Genomic DNA, 18690 nt, shown 5'->3' with positions numbered 1-18690 from the left:
TAATGCCCGCTTTTGCAACGGGACATGCCTTTGACCATCATCCAGACCCTGTTCAAGCCAGACGGCCCCCTGGCCCGCCATATTGACGGCTTCAAGGCCCGTGCCCCGCAACTGGAGATGGCCGAGGCGGTGTCCCGCGCCATCAAGCAAGGTGGCCGTTTGCTGGTGGAGGCTGGAACGGGCACTGGCAAAACCTATGCCTATCTGGTGCCTGCGCTGGAATCCGGCAAGCGGGTGGTGATCAGCACCGGGTCCAAGAATCTGCAGGAGCAGCTCTTCTATCGGGATCTGCCCACCATCACGGGGGCGCTTCACTACACCCCGCCGGTGGCACTGCTCAAGGGGCGCAGCAATTACCTCTGCATCGAGCGGATGAACCGGCTGTTGAGTGAATCCCATCTGCAAAAGCCCGAGGTCCTGAGCGATCTCGTGAAGGTCAAATCCTGGTCGACCGCTACCGACAACGGCGATGTGGGGGATATCCCGGGGCTACAGGAGAACGCCGAGATCCTTGCCCACGTCACCAGCACCAACGACAACTGCCTGGGTCGCGACTGCCCCTATTACGATGATTGTCACCTGGTCATCGCCCGGCGCCGTGCCATGGACGCCCAGGTGGTGGTGATCAACCACCACCTCTTTTTCGCCGACATGGCGGTCAAAGACACCGGCTTTGGCGAGCTGGTGCCCGAGGCGCAGGTCTATGTATTCGACGAGGCGCACCAGCTGCCCGAGATCGCCAGCCACTACTTCGGCAAGTCCGTGGGCAGCCGCACCATCCAGGATTTGGCGCAGGATATCCAGCTTGCCTACCGGGCAGAGGCTCATGACATGGCCCAGCTTGGCAAGGCGGCGGACAGGCTCGCCATTGCCAGTCAGGATCTGCGCCTTGCCTTCGGCGTGGAGGGGGGGCGCGGCAACACCCGGGATCTGCTGAGACAATCCCTCTGGGCCCAGGCGCTGGCCCGCCTCAACGATGCCATCGGGCTCTGTTATGAAGTGCTGAAACTGGCGCTCGGGCGAGGGGAGCAGCTGGATCACTGTTTCGAGCGCATCAGCGAGCTGCGCACCCGCCTTGGGGAGGTGCTGGCGGTCAACCAGACCGGTTTCTCCTACTGGTATGACTGTTCGCGTCTGCACTTTACCCTCAATCTGACGCCGCTGTCGGTCGCCGAGCGCTTCGGTGCCGAGGTGCAGCGCCCCGAGGTGGCCTGGGTCTTCACCTCGGCCACCTTGACGGTGGACAATCGCTTCGCCCACTTCGTCGCCGAGATGGGGCTGGCCGGCAGCGCCGAACTCATTCTCGACAGTCCGTTCGATTACGCCGAGCAAGCGCGCCTGTGCGTACCCCGTTTCTTGCCAGAGCCCAATGCCTTCGGGCGCGGGGAGCAGCTGGCGACCCTGATGATCCCCCTCATCAACAAGACGCCGGGGGGGTGCTTCTTCCTCTGCACCAGCCATCAGGTGATGCGCCAGGTGGCCGAGGTGCTGCGCCGGGAAATCGGCCGCACCGTCCTGCTGCAAGGGGAAGACAACAAGCTGCGGCTGCTCAAGACCTTCGTGGAGAACGGTCGGGCCGTGCTGGTGGCCACCAGCAGTTTCTGGGAGGGGATAGACGTGCGGGGGGCGGCATTGTCCTGTGTTATCATCGACAAGCTGCCCTTTGCGAGCCCGGACGATCCCCAGCTCAAGGCACGGGTGGAGGATTGCAAGCTAAAGGGGGGAGATCCCTTTGCCGAGCTGCAGTTGCCCAAGGCGGTGATTGCCCTCAAGCAGGGGGTGGGGCGGCTCATCCGTGATCGCAGTGATCACGGTGTACTGGTTATTTGTGATCCTCGGGTGGTCAACAAGCCCTATGGCGCCACCTTCATCAAGAGCCTGCCTGCCATTCCACGGACCCGGGAGCTGGCGACCCTGGGAGAATTTTTCGGACCACGGGAGTGAGTCCGCCGCGCCGGGGCTGATTGCACCCGGCCATGCATGACGGCAGGCCTTGGCCATGCTGACGATTTAACTGACTGATGTGAAGAGAATAAAAAGAATGGATGAGTTGAAGATCCTGGCCGTGGATACCGCCACCGAAGCCTGCTCCGCAGCCCTCTTGGTGGGTGACACCCTCTTTTCCCGCTGGGAAGAGGCGCCCCGTGACCATACCCGCAAGATCCTGCCCATGGTTCAGGCTCTGTTGGATGAAGCCGGTCTATCGTTGGATGAGCTCGACGCCATCGCCTTCGGCCGTGGGCCAGGATCCTTCACCGGGGTACGGATCGGGATCAGCGTGGCTCAGGGGCTCGCCTTTGGTGCCGGCGTGCCGATGATCGGTGTCTCCACCCTGGCAGCCATGGCCCAGGGGGCCCATAAGCTGGAAGGGGCCGAGCAGGTGCTTGCCGCCATCGATGCGCGCATGAACGAGGTCTATTTCGGCCACTACGCCTTGGTGGACGGGGTGATGACGCTGGTGGGCGAGGAGGTGGTGAGCGAGCCAGCCGCACTGGTGCAGGCCCGTGACAAGCTGACTGGCGCGGTGAGCTGCGTTGGCACCGGTTTTGAAACCTATGGCGAGACCCTGGGCGGCCTGGCAGATGTGCTGATGCCAAGCCAGGTGCGTTTCCCGGCGGCCGCCGATATGCTGCCTCTGGCATGCCAGGCCTGGTTTGCGGGTGAGGCGGTGCCGGTTGAGCAAGCCACCCCTGTCTATCTGCGTGACAAGGTGACCTGGAAGAAACTGCCGGGTCGCGAATAGGCGGCAACGGCTGCCCCGGGCTGCTTTATCGGACGATGATGGAGAGACGAATGAGAAAATCCGTGATCATGCTGGGATTGGTGGGGCTGCTGCTGGGCGGTTGCAGCACGGTGCCCAAAGAGCTTGCCTATGAGCCTGCGGATCAGCTGGTGGCCTATCAACCCGCCCTGCAGGGGATGGAAGGCAAGCCGGCCCGCTGGAGCGGTGTCATCTCGGCGGTCCACAACAAGGCGGATCAGAGTGTCATCGAGGTGGTCTATCTGCCCCTCAAGTCCAACGGGGTGCCGGAGCAGACCGAGCAGAGCCCCGGTCGTTTTCTCGCCATCATGCAGGGGTTTGTCGACCCGACCCTCTATGCCAAGGGTCGCAGCCTGACGGTGCTCGGCACCCTCGACAAGCCGGTGGACAGCCAGATTGGCGAGCACAAGTATCGCTTCTCGGTACTCAAGGTGACGGGGAGCAAGCTGTGGCCACCGGTGAAGGAGGTGGAGATCCGCTACATGGATCCCTACTTTTACGATCCTTTCTATGATCCCTTCTGGCCCAGACGACCCCTGCGCCGCTGAGGAGCCCGGATGACGGCGACATTGCAGGAGCGCAGGCTGCGCCTGGCGGACGGGCGGCACATCGCCCTGCTGGACAATGGTCAGGAGGACAGACCGCTGCTGGTGGCCCTCCATGGCTGGCTCGACAACGGCGCCAGCTTTTTGCCTCTGGCCCCCTGGCTGTGGGCGTTTCATCTGGTCTGCGTCGATCTGCCGGGCCATGGTCACTCCGATCACAAGTCGACCCCCTATGTCTTCGTGGACTGGCTGGATGATCTCTACCAGATCACCCAGGCCGCGGGCTGGCAGCGTTTCATCCTGCTTGGTCACTCCCTGGGGGCGCTGATTGCCTCTGCCTATGCCGGCGTTTTTCCCGAGCAAATCGAGCGGCTCATTCTGCTGGAGGGGCTCGGCCCCTTGAGCCAGCCTGACGAGGAGGTACCGGGGCATCTGCGTCGCGCCATCCTCAACCGCACTCGTACCCGTGAGCGTGCAACCAGTGGATTTGCCACCCTCGAAGAGGCCGTGGCTGCCCGCTGCAAGGTGGCGGACATCCCCCCGAGTGCGGCACGCCTTATCTGCGAGCGGCAGCTGGAGGCGCGGGCAGGGCGCTGGTATTGGCGCAGTGATCCCCGTCTTCGCGATCTCTCGCCCCTTCGCATGAGCGAGGGGCAGGCCCAGGCCCTGATCCGGGCCATCGCCTGTCCGGTGCTCTTTATCCGGGGAGAGCAGGGCTTCCCCGGGCTCCTGGCACAGTGGCAGTTGCGGGAGGCGGCCTTTGGCCACATTGAACGGGTGACAGTGGCAGGAGGCCATCATTTTCATATGGAAAATTCATCAGAAACCGCCGTTTATATCGAAAACTTCGCTCAAATCCGGTAGGATCAGCGGCTTTGAATCATGTCAGGTTTGCTTTCTCCTTCACATTTCCCGTTGTTAATTCACTGTTAATTGATGTTGCCTTATGTAAATATGTGCGGCATTAGAGCATGAACTTAAAACAACTGATTGAAATGGATGTGACAGGGACGGAGGCAACACAGTGAGCGCACAGGTGCGAGTTATGCAGGAGAAGTTCGTGGAAAGAGTCTGGCTGAAGCGTTATCCAGAAGGGGTGCCCGCCGAGATCAATCCAGACCAATACGGCTCTCTGGTCGAGATGTTTGAAGAGTCGGTGAACCAGTTCGCCGATCAACCCGCCTTCGTCAACATGGGGCAGACCATTACCTACCGCCGGCTGGAGGAGCAGTCCCGAGCCTTCGCCGCCTACCTGCAAAACGAGCTGAAGCTCGGCAAGGGGGACAGGTTGGCCGTGATGATGCCGAACCTGCTGCAATACCCCATCGCGGTATTCGGCATCCTGCGGGCCGGCATGACGGTGGTGAACGTCAACCCCCTCTATACCCCGCGCGAGCTGGAGCATCAGTTGAAAGACTCCGGCGCCAAGGCCATCGTCATCGTCTCCAACTTTGCCCACACCCTGGAAAAAGTGGTGTATGACACTCCGGTCAAGCACGTGATCCTGACCCGGATGGGTGACAACCTGGGGCTGGCCAAGGGGACCCTGGTCAACTTCGTGGTCAAATACGTCAAGAAGCTGGTGCCCAAGTACAACCTGCCCCATGCCAGCACCATGCGCCAGGCCCTCGCCAAGGGGCGCTACCTGCAGTACATCAAACCCGAGATCAGCAACCAGGACATCGCCTTCCTGCAATACACCGGCGGGACCACCGGCCTCTCCAAGGGGGCCATGCTGACTCATCGCAACATGATCGCCAACGTTGAGCAGTGCCTCGGTGTCTATGGCCCCGTGCTGGAGCGCGGCAAGGAGTTCGTGGTCACGGCGCTGCCGCTCTATCACGTCTTCGCCCTGACGGTAAACTGCCTGCTGTTCATGCGTCTGGGGGGCTACAACCTGCTCATCAGCAACCCCCGCGACATCCCGGGTTTTGTCAAAGAGATCAAGAAGTATCCTTTCACCTGCATCACCGGGGTGAACACCCTGTTCAACGCCCTGGTCAACAACGACGAGTTCAAGGGCATGGATTTTGCCAAGCTCAAGCTCACCATCGGTGGCGGCATGGCGGTGCAACGGGCGGTGGCCGAGCAGTGGAAGGGGCTGACCGGCACCCCGCTGCTGGAGGGCTATGGCCTGACCGAGTGCTCGCCCCTGGTGAGCGTCTGCCCCTATGATCTGGTGGATTACAACGGCTCCATCGGTCTGCCGGTCTGCTCCACCGAGATCCGTCTGGTGGATGACGAGGGTAACCAGGTCACCGAACGGGGTGCCCCCGGCGAGATGCAGGTGCGCGGTCCTCAGGTGATGACCGGCTACTGGCAGCGCCCGGAGGCGACCGCCGAGGTGATGCAGGATGGCTGGCTCTGCACCGGCGACATCGCGGTATGCGACGAGCAGGGTTTCTTCAAGATCGTCGATCGCAAGAAGGACATGATCCTGGTCTCCGGCTTCAACGTCTACCCGAACGAGATAGAAGACGTGGTGGCCCTGCATCCCAAGGTGCTGGAGGTGGCCGCCGTCGGCGTACCCAATCCGGTGTCCGGCGAACAGGTGAAGATCTTCGTGGTCAAGAAAGATGCAAAGCTGGCGGAAGAGGAGATAATTGCCCACTGCCGCAAACATCTGACTGCCTATAAGGTGCCGAAACTGGTAGAATTTCGCGACGAACTTCCCAAGACCAACGTGGGCAAGATCCTGCGCCGCGTACTGCGCGACGAGGAGATTGCCAAGCAGTAACCGGCATGCACTGCTTTGCAGTCCAGCGCTGTCGTTATGCAAAACCGTGGGACATCCACGGTTTTTTCTTTCTGGATCCGACCAACGTGCAGGCAACGATGCAATATCAACTCATTTCACAGCAAGCCGAACTGGATCAGTATCTCGCTTCTCTGGCCGACGTTCCCCTGGCCATCGATACCGAATTCGTTCGCACCCGTACCTACTATCCCCAGCTCGGTCTGTTCCAGATCTACGATGGCAAGCAGCTTGCCCTGCTCGATCCCCTGACCCTGGATCTCTCCGGTTTGTGGCAGCGCCTCGGTCGGGCCGGACAGATTGCCATCCTGCACGCCTCCGGTGAGGATCTGGAGCTCATCCAACATCAGGCGGGTCACCTGCCCAACCAGATGCACGATACCCAGCTGGCGGCAGCCTTCCTGGGCCATGGCGTGTCGGTGGGGTTTGGCGCCCTGGTCAACGAATTCCTCGGGGTTGAGCTTGAGAAGGATCAGGCCCGTACCGACTGGCTGGCGCGCCCCCTTACCCCTCGTCAGCTGGAATATGCCGCGGCGGATGTCTTCTACCTCATGCCCCTCTACGAGAAGGTGATGGCCAGACTGCGCGAGAGCGGCAAGTTCCCCTGGTTCGAACAGGAGTGCCAGAACCACTCCGCCCGCAAGACCCAGGGCAGCGATCCCCGTCAGGCCTACCTAGAGATAGTCAACGCCTGGCAACTGGGTCGCCGTGAGCTGGCCATCCTGCGCGAGCTGGCCGCCTGGCGCCAGCAGGAAGCGGTACGCCGGGATCTCGCCCTCAACTTCGTGGTCAAAGAGCTGCACCTGTTCAAGGTGGCGGAGCGTCGTCCCGCTTCCCTTCGGGATCTCAACGAGCTGGGCCTCTCGCCCATCGAGATCAAGATCCACGGCAAGCGGATGCTGGACATCGTCGCCGCCGCCCAGCAGAGCGACCCTGCGAGCTGGCCCGATCCCATCCGCCGTCTGGTGGACTTCCCCCAGTACAAGGCCGAGCTCAAGCGCATCAAGGCCATGGTGGAGGAGAAGGCCAAGGCCAGCAACATTCCGCCGGAGCTGGTGGCGAGCAAGAAGATCATCCACCAGTACTTCACTTGGAGCTGGCGCATGAGTGCCGAGGAGCGGGCCAGGGCGGACAAGCCCATGCTGCTGCAAGGGTGGCGTCATGAGCTGGTAGGCCACCTGCTGGCCCAGTGACGAGTACGCAGTACGAGAAGGGGAGTCCATGACTCCCCTTTTTCATGCCTGTGCGGCCGCCCCCAGGGGTTGCCGGGATCGTCGCACCAGGGGGTTGGTCATGATGGGAAGCGAGAAGGGGTGGAGGAGGAAAATGGCGGGCACAAAGGGTGCCCCCATCAGAGTTCGTGAGCGTGGAATCCCTTGCGGTAGCGGGCCTCGCAGCGCGGGCAGCGTTGCAGGGTCGGATCCTGTTCCAGCTGTTCAGGGAGCAGCGGCTCCTCACAATCGGAGCAGAAGCCATAGAGCCCCAGATCCATCTGGCAGAGCGCCGCGTCGAGCCGCTTGAGGCGTGCCACGCTGTGTTCCACCCCGGGCAGATCGAGACGGCTGGTCAGATCAACCAGTTGATCCCGCTCGCAGCGCTCCACCTTCTGTGCCCAGTCATCTTGTCGACAGGCCTTGAGCTGACGGATCAGCTCCTCTCTTGTTTGCGCCCAGTCGGTCAGAAGGCGCTGATGCCATTCGGCCAACCGGGCTTGCGTCACTTCACACACAGCAGCCCCCAAAAACGAGTGATAAAACTCGGCCAGTATAGGGAAACCCGCGGTTTATCAAGATGACATGAATCAAGTTAACCGTGCTTTGACGGGTTTTTCCGGCAGGTGCTGCGGCTTGCCGGTGATGACGTAGAGCACTCCCGCCACCAGACAGACGACACCCACCAGGGTACTCATGGGGGGCATGATCCCGCGCAGCATAAAGGCGTAAAAGAGCCCCGCCAGAGTCTCGAACACGATGAGCGGCCCGACCAGCACGGTCGGCAGGCGCTGGCTCGCTTCGTTCCAGCACAGGGTGCCGAGCCAGGAGCAGAGGAGCCCCACTGCCCCCATCAGCAGCACGAAGCGCAGGGGCGTCGGCCCGAAGGGCAGGGGAAAGTCCGGTGCGCTCAGGGCAAGATGGCCGAGGCTGCCGAGATAGGCAATGAGCGCCACCGGCAGGGTCACCAGCCCCTGGGCGGTGGCCCAGACGGCCGGACTGCGGCCCGGGTGCTCGCGCAGCCAGCGGGCGTTGCGCAGGGGATACCAGGTCCAGCACAGCACGGCGCCCACCGCCAGGGCGAGCCCAAGCAGTTGTTCGGTGCGCGCCTCGGTGTGCCAGGTGAGCTCGGCGCTGTTGACCAGACAGAGGCCGGCCCCCATCAGCACCAGGGACGGGTAGAGCCGGGTGCGGGAGAGGCGACCGTCCCGTGCGCCATAGAGGCGGTTGGCGGCCAGGGCCGTCACCACCGGCAGGGTGCCGATAAACATGGCCGCCAGGGGCGAGCCGATGCGCAAGATGGCCCCCGACAGGCAGAAGTAGTAGAGGAGGTTCCCCACCAGAGTGAGGGCGAGGGCCTCTCGCCAGTCGCTGGCCGAGAGGGCCGCCAAGTGTTTGCGGGCCTGCCAGGCGAGCGGCAGTACGATGAGGCCGAAGGCGAGGTAGCGGCCGCTCGCGAGCAGGGCGGGGGGATAGCCGTCCACTAAGAGGGGGGCGACGAAGATGAGCCCCCACATCAGGCCGGCCAGCAGGGCAAACAGGACTCCGATCAACATGTTTCATATCCGGTAAAGAAGAAGGAGGCCAGCCTAGCAGGGGGGAAGGGGGGCGTATTGAACCAGATTGCGCTTTAGCGGCCAGCCTGCACCTGTTTCTGGTAGCGGACCGGGGTGGTGCCATAGCGGCGCAGGAAGGCACGGTTGAGGTGGGACTGATCGGCCAGACCACAGGCGGCGGCCACCTCGGCCGCGGGCAGGCCGGCAGCCAGCCACCCCTTGGCGCGCTGCAGACGGATGGCCATCAGCATCTGCTGGGGGGTGACGTGAAAGCGGGCCTTGAAGCTGCGCTGGAAGTGGTAGGGGCTGAGGTTCACCGAACCGGCCAGCTCGGCCAGGGTAATGGGGCGGGCGAAACAGGCCTGCATATAGTCGATGGCGCGGCCCAGAGGGTGGGCCGCTTCGCGCGGGGCCGCCAGGGCCCGGGCATGGGGGCGTAGGGTCTCGCACACCCTTAGCAGCAGGCCGTCGGCGGCGAGCTCGCTGTCACAGTGCCAGAGGGCATCCAGGGCCGCCTGCAGGACGGGGGCAGTGCGCGGATCGCTTCGCACGGCATCGGTGAAATACCAGTCGCGCTCGCCGCTGATGGCCTCGAGCCGATCGGCGGGCAGGTAGAGCATGCGATAGCGCCACCCTTGCTCGCAGGCTGACTCGCCCGTGTGCAGCTCATCGGGGTTCATCAGCACCAGGCTGCCGGGACCGGCCAGGAGCTGGCTGCCGCGATAGCGAAAGCGCTCGGCACCGCACTCGATGACACCGAGGCCAAACCCCTCGTGACTATGGGGATCGAAGATGTGGTGCTGGATGTGGGCGCGATAGAGCTCGGTCGCAGGCTGCCCCGGCAGGGCGCGAAAATCGGCCCTGTCGTGCTGATGGGTAAAGTTGACCGGTACTCCCTGCATCCTGACCTCCTGTCAATGAGCCTTCATCATAGGGCGCCGCGGGGCGGCGGCCAAGTCTAGGCCTGTGAGGCGCACTCGCGCTCGAGGGCGGAGCGGATCTCCTCTGCGGTCTTGATGGTGCGGATGCGGCGAAACAGCTCGTCGGCCTGGGGGTATTCCCGCACTATGTAGGAGAACCACTGCTTGATGCGGCTCGGGTAGTAGTCGGCCTTGTCGCTCGCCAGATCCTGCTCGGTATAGGTCACCATCAATTGCAGTACCTCGGCCCAGCTCATGTGTGCACACCCCGTCTTCATCACGTTGGCCAGGTTGGGGAGGGAAATTGCGCCCCGGCCAACCATGAGGGCATCGCAACCGGACACCCGGGCACAGATCAGGGCATCGGCATGGTTCCAGATCTCGCCGTTGGCGGTGACGGGGATGGGCAGGGCGCGGCGGATGGCGTCCACGTACTCCCAGTGTGCCGGCGCCTTGTAGCCTTCGCGCTTGGTGCGGGCATGCACCGCCAGCTCGTTGGCGCCCCCCTGATAGACGGCCTGGGCGTTGTCCAGATAGAGATCCTTGTCATCGTATCCCAGGCGGATCTTGGCGCTCACCGGCAGGTGGGCAGGCACGGCCTCCCGCACCGCCTTGACGATGCGATAGACGGTCTCGGGTTCCTTGAGCAGCACGGCGCCCCCCTTGCTCTTGTTGACCGTGGGGGCAGGGCAGCCGAAGTTGAGATCGACCCCGGGAGAGCCGAGCTCGATGGCGCGCACTGCGTTTTCGGCGAGCCATTCCGGATGCTGTCCCAGCAGTTGCACCCGTACCGGGGTCCCCGCACGGGTCTTGCCATCCTGTCTGAGCTCGGGGCAGAGGCGATGGAAGACCTTGGCGGGCAGCAGTTGATCGACCACCCGGATGAATTCACTGACGCAGAGGTCGTAATCATTGACGGAGGTGAGGACCTCCCGCATCAGGTGATCCAGCACCCCCTGCATGGGGGCCAAAATAACGCGCATAGCTGCTTCCGAAGACAAGGGGAGAAAAAAGAGCGCAGATTGTAGTGGCAATGGCCGGGATTGTCAGCCGTCTGCCCACTCGATGGCCCCCATCGACGGCCGCAGACTGGGCCAGGCTGTCAGCTTCCGGGCCAACTCTGTTAGGCTAAAGGCAGAGAAACACTAGAGGAGTACCCATGAAACGCTGGTGTCTGATGGCCCTGGGCTGGCTTGCCTTCGCCACCGGGATAGTCGGGATAGTCCTGCCCCTGCTGCCGACAACCCCCTTCATGTTGCTGGCGGCGGCGCTGTTTGCGCGCTCCTCCCCCCGCTTTCATGGCTGGTTGCTGGCGCATCCCTGGTTTGGCCCCCCCATCCTCGACTGGCAGCAGTATCGCGGCATTCGCCGCCACGCCAGATGCCGCGCCATCATCTTCATCCTGATCTCGTTCTCGGGATCGCTGCTGGTGGTGCCGTTGCCCTGGGTGAGGTGGCTGCTGGTGGTCATAATGGTGATCCTGCTCACCTGGTTGATGCGTCTGCCGGTGCTGGAGCCGGTTGCAATGAAGAAGTGAAATCCCTAAGCTATCGCGGCAATAATGCTATGGAGTTGGCTCGTCATTTTTGCGTGACGGGCCTTTTTATTGCCCCCAGGCGGAGACCCCGTGCGCCGCCATGGCAGGGCTCAAAAAATAAGCGGTCAAATAATGAATCCGGAAACCCTGAAGTTTATCGAAGCGAGCATCAAGACCATTCCCGACTATCCGAAGCCGGGCATTCTGTTTCGCGACATCACCAGCCTGATCGAGAATGCCGAGGCCTTCAAGGCCACCATCGATCTGCTGGCCGATCATTACCGTGATCAAGGCATCACCAAGATTGTCGGCACCGAGGCCCGTGGCTTCATCTTCGGCGCCCCGGTTGCCTACGCCATGGGGCTGGGGTTCGTGCCGGTGCGCAAGCCGGGCAAGCTGCCCCGCGCCGTCATCGAGGAGTCCTACGCCCTGGAGTACGGCACCGACACCCTGCAACTGCACACCGATGCCATCGTGCCCGGTGACAAGGTGCTGGTGGTGGACGATCTGCTGGCCACCGGCGGCACCGTCGATGCCACCGTCAAGCTCATCCGCCGCGCCGGCGGTGAGGTAGCGGATGCCGCCTTCATCATCTCCCTGCCGTCCCTGGGCGGTGATGCCCGCCTGACCGCCGCCGGCGTCAAGGTTGTCTCTCTGGTGGAACTCGCGGGGGCGTAAATCGCCCCTTCGCGCGGCAGGCCTCGTCACCCTGCTTTCTGCCGCAAACCGGTGCCTGAACGGGCACCGGTTTGAAATTCAAGCGATCCCTCCCAAGGCGGCGCATCCCCCATACAGCCAGCCCTCCATTTGTGTTAGCATCCAGCCTCAATGCCTCGTTTCCCAGCATCGAGATCTATGAGCTATCAGGTTTTGGCGCGCAAATGGCGCCCCCATACGTTTGAACAAGTGGTCGGCCAGCAACATGTGCTGACTGCCCTGACCAATGCCCTGGATCAGGGACGGCTTCACCATGCCTACCTGCTGAGCGGGACCCGCGGGGTGGGCAAGACCACCATCGCCCGCATTCTGGCCAAGAGTCTCAACTGCGAGCAGGGGATCAGCAGCCATCCGTGCGGTGTGTGCGATACCTGCCGCGAGATCGATCAGGGCAATTTCGTCGATCTGCTGGAAATCGATGCGGCGTCCCGCACCAAGGTGGAAGACACCCGCGAACTGCTCGACAACGTGCAGTACCGTCCGGCCCGTGGTCGTTTCAAGGTGTACCTCATCGATGAAGTGCACATGCTGTCGCGCCACAGCTTCAATGCGCTGCTCAAAACCCTGGAAGAGCCGCCCCCCTATGTGAAATTCCTGCTGGCCACCACGGATCCGCAGAAGCTCCCCATCACCATCCTCTCGCGCTGCCTGCAGTTTCATCTGAAGAGTCTGGATCAGACCCAGATCGCCAGGCAGCTCGAATGGGTGCTGGATCAGGAGGGACAACCCTTCGAGCCTCGCGCCCTGCTGGCCCTGGCCAAGGCGGCTGACGGCAGCATGCGCGATGCCCTGAGCCTCACCGATCAGGCGCTGGCCCACGGCAACGGCAGCGTGCGCCTGGAGAGCGTGCTCACCATGCTGGGGACCCTCGATCATCACCACCTGCACCAGTTGCTGGAGGCAGTGCTGCGCCAGGATGCACCCGCCACCATGGCCAAGATCACCGAGATAGCGACCCTGGGCCCCGACTTTGATCAGCTCCATGCCGAGCTGGAAGCCTTGCTCCACCGGGTGGCCATGGCGCAACTGCTGCCTGCGAGCGTGCAGGAGCAGGGGGCGGATGCCGATGCCTTGCTGCAGCTTGCCGGAGCCATGAGCCCGGAAGAGGTGCAGCTCTGCTATCAAATCGTGCTGGGGGGGCGCAAGGATCTGCCCTGGGCCCCTGACGGGCGCACCGCACTGGAAATGACCTGTCTGCGGATGCTGGCCTTCTCTCCCCGGCGCGAGGTGGTCCATCCCGCCAACCTGGCGGCCCAACCTCTCATGACAGGGCACTCCGGCGTGATGGCGGCTGCGAGGGAAAGCGCGCCGCTCCTGCCGGGAAAGCCCCAGGGGGCTGAGCCGGCCCCGGCTGCCAGTGCAGCACCACAGGCTCCCGCCGCGCCAGCATCGGTCCTTGAGGCCGAGCACGTCGCCCCCTCACCCAAGGCGGAGGAGGGCGCAGTGCTGGATCCGCTCTTTGCCGAGCAGGATGAGCTGCTGCGTGAGGCCGAACGGATGGGTTACGAGGCCGTGGTGCCTGCCAGTCCGCCTGCAGAGCCTGCCTCTGGGCCGTTGGCGGCGGATGACGCCGGGCAGACGCAGCAGGTTGATGTTCAAGGGGAAGACGTCGCCATCTCTTCGACCTCCAGCATGCAGAGCCTGCTTGGCAAGCGCAATTTGCTGCGAAGCCGCCTGCGTGGCGAGCAGAGTGCAAACGCCGCGCCTGCCCGGGTCACTCCCGTCAAACCGGTGGCCGCGACCAAACCGGCCCCGATGCCTGCCGTCGCGACTTCGCCCCAGGCCGAGGTGCAACCAGCGGCGCGGCCCGAGATGCCGGTGCAGGGATCTGCCATGCAAACGGGGTATGACGACCTGCCCCCTCTGGATGCCTATGAAGAGGGGGCCAGTGACTACGAAGAGTATCTGAATCAGGGGTTTGACGAGGGGTTTGCCAGTGCCCCGTTGCCCACGCGGGCAGTGACTTCCGCCCAGCCAGCTCCCGCCACCATGGCACCTCCTTCGCAGGAGGATCTGCCGCCCTGGGATCTGGGCGCTGACGCCGGCAGCGCGGATGCGGCGGCACCTGTGGTTGCCGCTATGGTGCCTGCCGCGCCTCCAGTGGCTGCCAGCGAGCCTCAGCCCGCCATTGCGTTGATGGAGACCATCGACTGGGATGCGCTGGAGAGCGACGCCCAGCCCGAGGAGGAGGGGGAGGTCGCCCGTCTGATCCCCTCGTCCTTGCTGGTCAATTGCGGGGACGCCTGGGCCGAGCTCATCGCCCGCACCGGGGTGGGTGGTCGGCTGCGTCAACTGGCCATCAACGCGGTGATGACCCGGGAAGGTAATCGGGTCTCCCTGCTGCTCAAACCCGAGCAGCGCCATCTGGTGAGCGACAAGGCCCGCGCCGATCTGGCCGAGATCATCGGTCCCGAGCTGGGCGGCCCGGTTCACATCGATGTGACCCTGGGCTCGGATCCCGCGCGGGAGACGCCGCTCGAGATAGAGCATCGTCTCTATCTCGGGGTGCGTGAACAGGTGAGCCGGGATCTGGCGGCGGATCCCAACGTACAATTCTTGCAGCAGCGTTTCGGCGCCGTGCTCCATCCCGAGAGCATCGAACCCCTGAGTCGCTGAGTTGCGGTGAAAAAACCGTGCCGGGGCTTACCCCCGGTTGAAAAGACCTTTGGCTGCCCCCACTTAGGGCAGATGAACCCACAGCCCGGCGCTGGATGCCGGATTTCAAGACGAGAGACGATCTATGTTTGGTAAAGGTGGAATGGGTAACCTGATGAAACAGGCCCAACAGATGCAAGAGCGCATGCAGAAGATGCAAGAGCAGCTGGCCCAGATGGAAGTGGTCGGCGAGGCGGGCGCAGGCATGGTCAAGGTGACCATGGCCGGCAGCCACAGCGTGCGTCGTATCGAGATCGATCCCAGCCTGATGGAAGATGACAAGGAGATGCTGGAAGATCTGGTCGCCGCCGCCGTCAATGACGCCGTGCGCCGCGTGGAAGAGCAGAACAAGGCCAAGATGGGCGAGCTGACCGGCGGCATGCAACTGCCCCCGGGCTTCAAAATGCCCTTCTGAGGATCCTGCCCGTATCCGTTTCCCCTCCTCTGTGAAGGGGAAAATGAAAAGGCCAGAGCCAAGCTCTGGCCTTTTGCATGTCGGCACACCCGGGAACGGCCATGCACAGATCATGGCGGGAGCTGCGTACTTGCCTGCCCCAGGGGGGAGAAGCCCTCGACCAGATGATCGATGAGGGCGCGGATGGCAGGCAGCAGACCGCGGCGTGAGGGGAAGACCGCGTGGATCACCTCCTGGCGCGGTGCCCAGTCGGGGAGCAGACGCACCAGCCGGCCATCGGCCAGGGGCTCATCCATCATCATGGTGGGCAGTTGCACGACCCCGAGCCCGTCGATCGCCCCCTGACGCAATGTCTGCATGTCGGTGGTGGCAAAGCGGGGGCTGTGGTGCTGTTTGACTCTGGCCCCATTGGGGCCCAGCAGGGTCCAGTGATGGCCTTCCAGGCTGGCGCCATGACCGAGGCTCGGCCATGACAGCAGATCTGCGGGGGCCCGGGGCATGCCGAGTGACGCGACAAGGGCCGGGCTTGCCACCAGACACTGGGTCGCATAACCCAGCACCCGCATGGCGAGATCGCTGTCCTCCAGGGGCAGTGGTCGCACCCTGAGCGCCATGTCCAACCCCTCCGCGACCAGATCCACCGCCCGGTTGACCCCGACGAGCTGCACCTTGACGCTGGGATGGGCCAGGGCGAAGGAGACCAGCATCCTCCCTACGTGGGCGTGCAGCAGATCGATGGGGCAGGCGATGCGCACCAGACCGCAAGGCTCGCTCTGGGTCGCGGCGATGAGATCCTGCGCCGCATCGGCTTCCACCAGCATGGCCCGGCAACGGGTGTAATAAGCCTGCCCGAGTTCGGTGACGGTGAAGCTGCGGGTGGAACGCTGGATAAGACGCACCCCGAGTCGCTCTTCCAGCATGGCGATGCGGCGGCTGAGCCTGGACTTGGGCATGCCGAGGGCCCTGCCGGCCTGGGCAAAGCCCCCGTGATCCACCACCTGGACATAGAAATAGAGGTCGTTGAGATCCTGTTGCATGGGGTTATCGTTCACAAAATAGGACGCTGATGGCAAATTTTACGTCTACCGGACGCAGCGTTCCAGACTCACAATGCGAGCCACGACACATCCCGTGACGATCACCCAGGAGAGCATCATGAAAAGAGTCATCGGTATTTACAGCGCCCCTCGACAACACTGGGTCGGCGACGGATTCCCGGTTCGCTCGCTGTTCTCGTATCAGACCCATGGCCGCGCCTTGAGCCCCTTCCTGCTGCTGGACAGGGCTGGCCCGGCACATTTCGAGCCCGCCGATCATGCCAGGGGAGTGGGGGAACACCCGCACCGTGGTTTTGAGACGGTCACCATCGTCTATGAAGGGGAGGTCGCCCATCGCGACTCGACCGGCCAGGGGGGGATCATCGGTCCGGGAGACGTGCAGTGGATGACGGCCGCCGCCGGCATCATGCACGACGAATTCCACTCCCAGGGGTTTACCCGTCGTGGTGGCACCCTCGACATGGTGCAGCTGTGGGTCAACCTGCCCGCCAAACACAAGATGTCGACGCCCGGTTATCAGGGCATCACCAGCGACACCATCCCGCAACTGAGCCTCAAGGAGGGCGATGTGCGGGTACGCATCATCGCCGGGAACGATGCCGGGTTGCAACAAGGCGAGGTAGAGGGGCCAGCCCGCACCTTCTCGCCCATGAACATCTGGGATCTGCGGCTCAAGGGCGGGGCCAGCGTGGTGCTGCCGGCGGTAGCGGGATGGAACAGCGCCTTGGTGGTGCTCAAGGGCTCTCTCATTATCAACGGTCAGGAGCGCGCGTGCGAAGCACAACTGGTGCTGCTCGATCCCAACGGGGAGGAGTTCATGCTGGAGGCGGAGGGCGAGGCCAGCTTGTTGCTGCTGAGTGGCGAGCCCATCGATGAACCCATCGTGGGTTATGGTCCCTTTGTCATGAACAGCGAGGCAGAGATCCATCAGGCGATAGATGATTTCAACAGCGGCCGGTTCGCCGTCATCGCCCCCTGAGACAATCCCGATAAAAACAAAGCGCCTGATGGCGCTTTGTTTTTTTGTGAGCCCTGGTCAACCGAGCCAGCCGAGGGCCAGTGCCAGCCTGCCGCACAAGGCGGCCAGCAGGATGCCAAGCAGGGTGCGCAGCAGCCAGATCACCACCAGCTGTCCCACGCTCACCGGGATCCGGGTGGCCAGGATGCAGGGGATGGAGGCAGAGAAGAAGAGCACCGAGCTGACCGAAACCACGGCCGCGACATAGCGCACCAGCAGGTCGGCATCCTTGAGCAGGATGGCGGGCAGGAACATCTCGGCCAGACCGGCAGAGAGGGCCTTGGCGGTGGCGAGCGGTTCGCCGAGATCCAGCAGCCAGGTCAGTGGCCAGAGCAGCCAGCCCAGCAGATCGAACAGGGGAGTGTGCTTTGCCAGCAGCAGGCCCAGCAGACCGACGGACAGTATGGTGGGCACCACGGCAGCGGCCATGTGAAGACCGTCCCTGAGGTTGTCCTTCAATTGCCGCAGCAGGGGATCAGCCTGGTGGGACTGGGTCAGGCCGCAGGTGAGGGCCGCCTGCCAGCGGCTCATGCCAGCCGGTAGCGGCTCGTCGGTCTCCCCATGGTGAGCCAGGCGGCTGATGGGAGGAACACGCGCCAGGATGGCGGTGATGACGAAAGTGATCACCAGGGTGGACCAGAAGTAGAAGTTCCAGTGTCCCATCAGGTTGAGGGTCTTGGCCACGATGATCATGAAGGCGGCCGAGACGGTGGAGAAGCCGGTGGCGATGATGACGGCTTCTCGCACCGTGTACTTGCCCGCGAGGAAGACCCGGTTGGTGATGAGCAGGCCCACCGAGTAACTGCCGACGAAAGAGGCGACGGCATCGATGGCGGAGTGACCCGGCGTGCGCCACAGGGGGCGCATCACGGGTTGCATCAGCACCCCGATGAATTCCAGCAGGCCGAAACCGAGCAGGAAGGTCAGGGCCATGGCGCCGATAGGCACGATGAGACCCACTGACATGGCCAGTTTGTCGAACAAGAAGGGGAGGCGATCCGGGGTCATCAACCAGGCAGGGCCCCAGTCTGTGACATACAAAATGGCCAGGGCCAGCCCGAGCAGCTTGAACAGGCTCAATACCCTGTCGATGGGACGGGCGCGCCAGCGGCCATCCAGCAAGGGGGTGATGGCGCCATAGGCGATGAGCAAGAGAATGAGGGTCAGGGCAAGGGGGCGCTGGGCAATCAGAAAGCCGGCCAGGTGATCCACCACTATGGTGCTGCGCCCGCCAAGCTCGAAGGGAACAAAAAAGATGGCGATGCCAAGCAGGCTGGCCAACAGCAGCTTGATGCCGGCCCCTGATCCTGCCGGTGCAGTGAGCGTGTGTTCAGGTTCCATTTTCTCTCCTTGTGATCCGCATGGTTCAATTCCATTGAGGGGATGATTTGTATATACAATATCGTCCGGCGCTCAAAATGGAAACACCAAAGTCACCAAAATGCAACATGTGAATCGGTGTGGATGCAGATGACCCCAATGTTGAAAAGCGTGATCTTGGGGGGAAGAGGGGCCGGGATGGCGAGTGGGTGGTGAGACATC

General features: G+C 63.1%; 17 protein-coding genes. 11 read left to right on the top strand and 6 right to left on the bottom strand.

Annotated features, from left to right (window positions below; translation table 11 throughout):
* Positions 1 to 24: 24 nt before the first annotated feature.
* The 6 genes from J9893_RS04655 (at position 25) to rnd (ending at position 7254) form a co-directional block, all read left to right on the top strand.
* The gene (locus tag J9893_RS04655) at positions 25 to 1944 is read left to right on the top strand and encodes an ATP-dependent DNA helicase (protein WP_182721845.1); all 1920 of its coding nucleotides are present in this window, start codon (positions 25 to 27) and stop codon (positions 1942 to 1944) included.
* 97 nt (positions 1945 to 2041) lie between these two features.
* Positions 2042 to 2743: a tRNA (adenosine(37)-N6)-threonylcarbamoyltransferase complex dimerization subunit type 1 TsaB gene (gene tsaB / locus J9893_RS04650; protein ID WP_041211402.1), complete on the top strand. Its 702-nt coding sequence runs from the start codon at positions 2042 to 2044 to the stop codon at positions 2741 to 2743.
* Positions 2744 to 2793: 50 nt separating this feature from the next.
* Entirely contained in the window at positions 2794 to 3309 is a 516-nt protein-coding gene (locus J9893_RS04645) for a Slp family lipoprotein (RefSeq protein WP_039039136.1), read from the top strand.
* Between the two features lie 9 nt (positions 3310 to 3318).
* Positions 3319 to 4170 (top strand): alpha/beta hydrolase, encoded by an 852-nt coding sequence (locus J9893_RS04640; protein ID WP_104452918.1) that lies wholly within the window; start codon positions 3319 to 3321, stop codon positions 4168 to 4170.
* A gap of 196 nt (positions 4171 to 4366) precedes the next feature.
* The gene (fadD, locus tag J9893_RS04635) at positions 4367 to 6043 is read left to right on the top strand and encodes a long-chain-fatty-acid--CoA ligase FadD (RefSeq protein ID WP_143237509.1); all 1677 of its coding nucleotides are present in this window, start codon (positions 4367 to 4369) and stop codon (positions 6041 to 6043) included.
* Positions 6044 to 6141: 98 nt separating this feature from the next.
* A complete protein-coding gene (gene rnd / locus J9893_RS04630; protein WP_039039174.1) occupies positions 6142 to 7254 on the top strand; it encodes a ribonuclease D in 1113 nt (370 codons plus the stop codon).
* Positions 7255 to 7412: 158 nt separating this feature from the next.
* On the opposite strand, the gene J9893_RS04625 is transcribed toward rnd, so the two are convergent.
* The 4 genes from J9893_RS04625 to dusC all read right to left on the bottom strand — a co-directional run bounded on the left by J9893_RS04625 (position 7413) and on the right by dusC (position 10731).
* Complete coding sequence (locus J9893_RS04625) at positions 7413 to 7781, bottom strand: TraR/DksA C4-type zinc finger protein (RefSeq protein WP_039039175.1); 369 nt, start codon at positions 7779 to 7781, stop codon at positions 7413 to 7415.
* A gap of 81 nt (positions 7782 to 7862) precedes the next feature.
* Positions 7863 to 8828 (bottom strand): DMT family transporter, encoded by a 966-nt coding sequence (locus tag J9893_RS04620; protein WP_010674703.1) that lies wholly within the window; start codon positions 8826 to 8828, stop codon positions 7863 to 7865.
* A gap of 74 nt (positions 8829 to 8902) precedes the next feature.
* Positions 8903 to 9730: an AraC family transcriptional regulator gene (locus J9893_RS04615; protein ID WP_010674704.1), complete on the bottom strand. Its 828-nt coding sequence runs from the start codon at positions 9728 to 9730 to the stop codon at positions 8903 to 8905.
* A gap of 56 nt (positions 9731 to 9786) precedes the next feature.
* The gene (dusC, locus tag J9893_RS04610) at positions 9787 to 10731 is read right to left on the bottom strand and encodes a tRNA dihydrouridine(16) synthase DusC (RefSeq protein WP_041211404.1); all 945 of its coding nucleotides are present in this window, start codon (positions 10729 to 10731) and stop codon (positions 9787 to 9789) included.
* A gap of 176 nt (positions 10732 to 10907) precedes the next feature.
* Between dusC and J9893_RS04605 the strand changes: the two genes are divergently transcribed.
* From J9893_RS04605 to J9893_RS04590, 4 genes are all read left to right on the top strand, one after another.
* Positions 10908 to 11285: a YbaN family protein gene (locus J9893_RS04605; protein WP_143237510.1), complete on the top strand. Its 378-nt coding sequence runs from the start codon at positions 10908 to 10910 to the stop codon at positions 11283 to 11285.
* 132 nt (positions 11286 to 11417) lie between these two features.
* Positions 11418 to 11963 (top strand): adenine phosphoribosyltransferase, encoded by a 546-nt coding sequence (gene apt / locus J9893_RS04600; protein ID WP_010674707.1) that lies wholly within the window; start codon positions 11418 to 11420, stop codon positions 11961 to 11963.
* Positions 11964 to 12140: 177 nt separating this feature from the next.
* The gene (dnaX, locus tag J9893_RS04595) at positions 12141 to 14618 is read left to right on the top strand and encodes a DNA polymerase III subunit gamma/tau (RefSeq protein ID WP_041211405.1); all 2478 of its coding nucleotides are present in this window, start codon (positions 12141 to 12143) and stop codon (positions 14616 to 14618) included.
* A 124-nt stretch (positions 14619 to 14742) separates the two neighbouring features.
* The gene (locus J9893_RS04590; protein ID WP_005301028.1) at positions 14743 to 15072 is read left to right on the top strand and encodes a YbaB/EbfC family nucleoid-associated protein; all 330 of its coding nucleotides are present in this window, start codon (positions 14743 to 14745) and stop codon (positions 15070 to 15072) included.
* A 110-nt stretch (positions 15073 to 15182) separates the two neighbouring features.
* On the opposite strand, the gene J9893_RS04585 is transcribed toward J9893_RS04590, so the two are convergent.
* Complete coding sequence (locus tag J9893_RS04585; RefSeq protein ID WP_041211406.1) at positions 15183 to 16109, bottom strand: LysR family transcriptional regulator; 927 nt, start codon at positions 16107 to 16109, stop codon at positions 15183 to 15185.
* 118 nt (positions 16110 to 16227) lie between these two features.
* On the opposite strand from J9893_RS04585, the gene J9893_RS04580 reads away from it, so the two are divergent.
* Positions 16228 to 17109, top strand: a complete 882-nt coding sequence (locus J9893_RS04580) for a pirin family protein (protein WP_041211407.1) — start codon at positions 16228 to 16230, stop codon at positions 17107 to 17109.
* A 57-nt stretch (positions 17110 to 17166) separates the two neighbouring features.
* On the opposite strand, the gene J9893_RS04575 is transcribed toward J9893_RS04580, so the two are convergent.
* Entirely contained in the window at positions 17167 to 18489 is a 1323-nt protein-coding gene (locus J9893_RS04575; RefSeq protein WP_010674712.1) for a YjiH family protein, read from the bottom strand.
* Positions 18490 to 18690 lie beyond the last annotated feature (201 nt).

It is taken from the genome of Aeromonas sp. MaB10011B, assembly GCF_017939325.1.
GTDB lineage: Bacteria > Pseudomonadota > Gammaproteobacteria > Enterobacterales > Aeromonadaceae > Aeromonas > Aeromonas caviae.
This window is presented reverse-complemented; position numbering and strand designations above follow the sequence as displayed.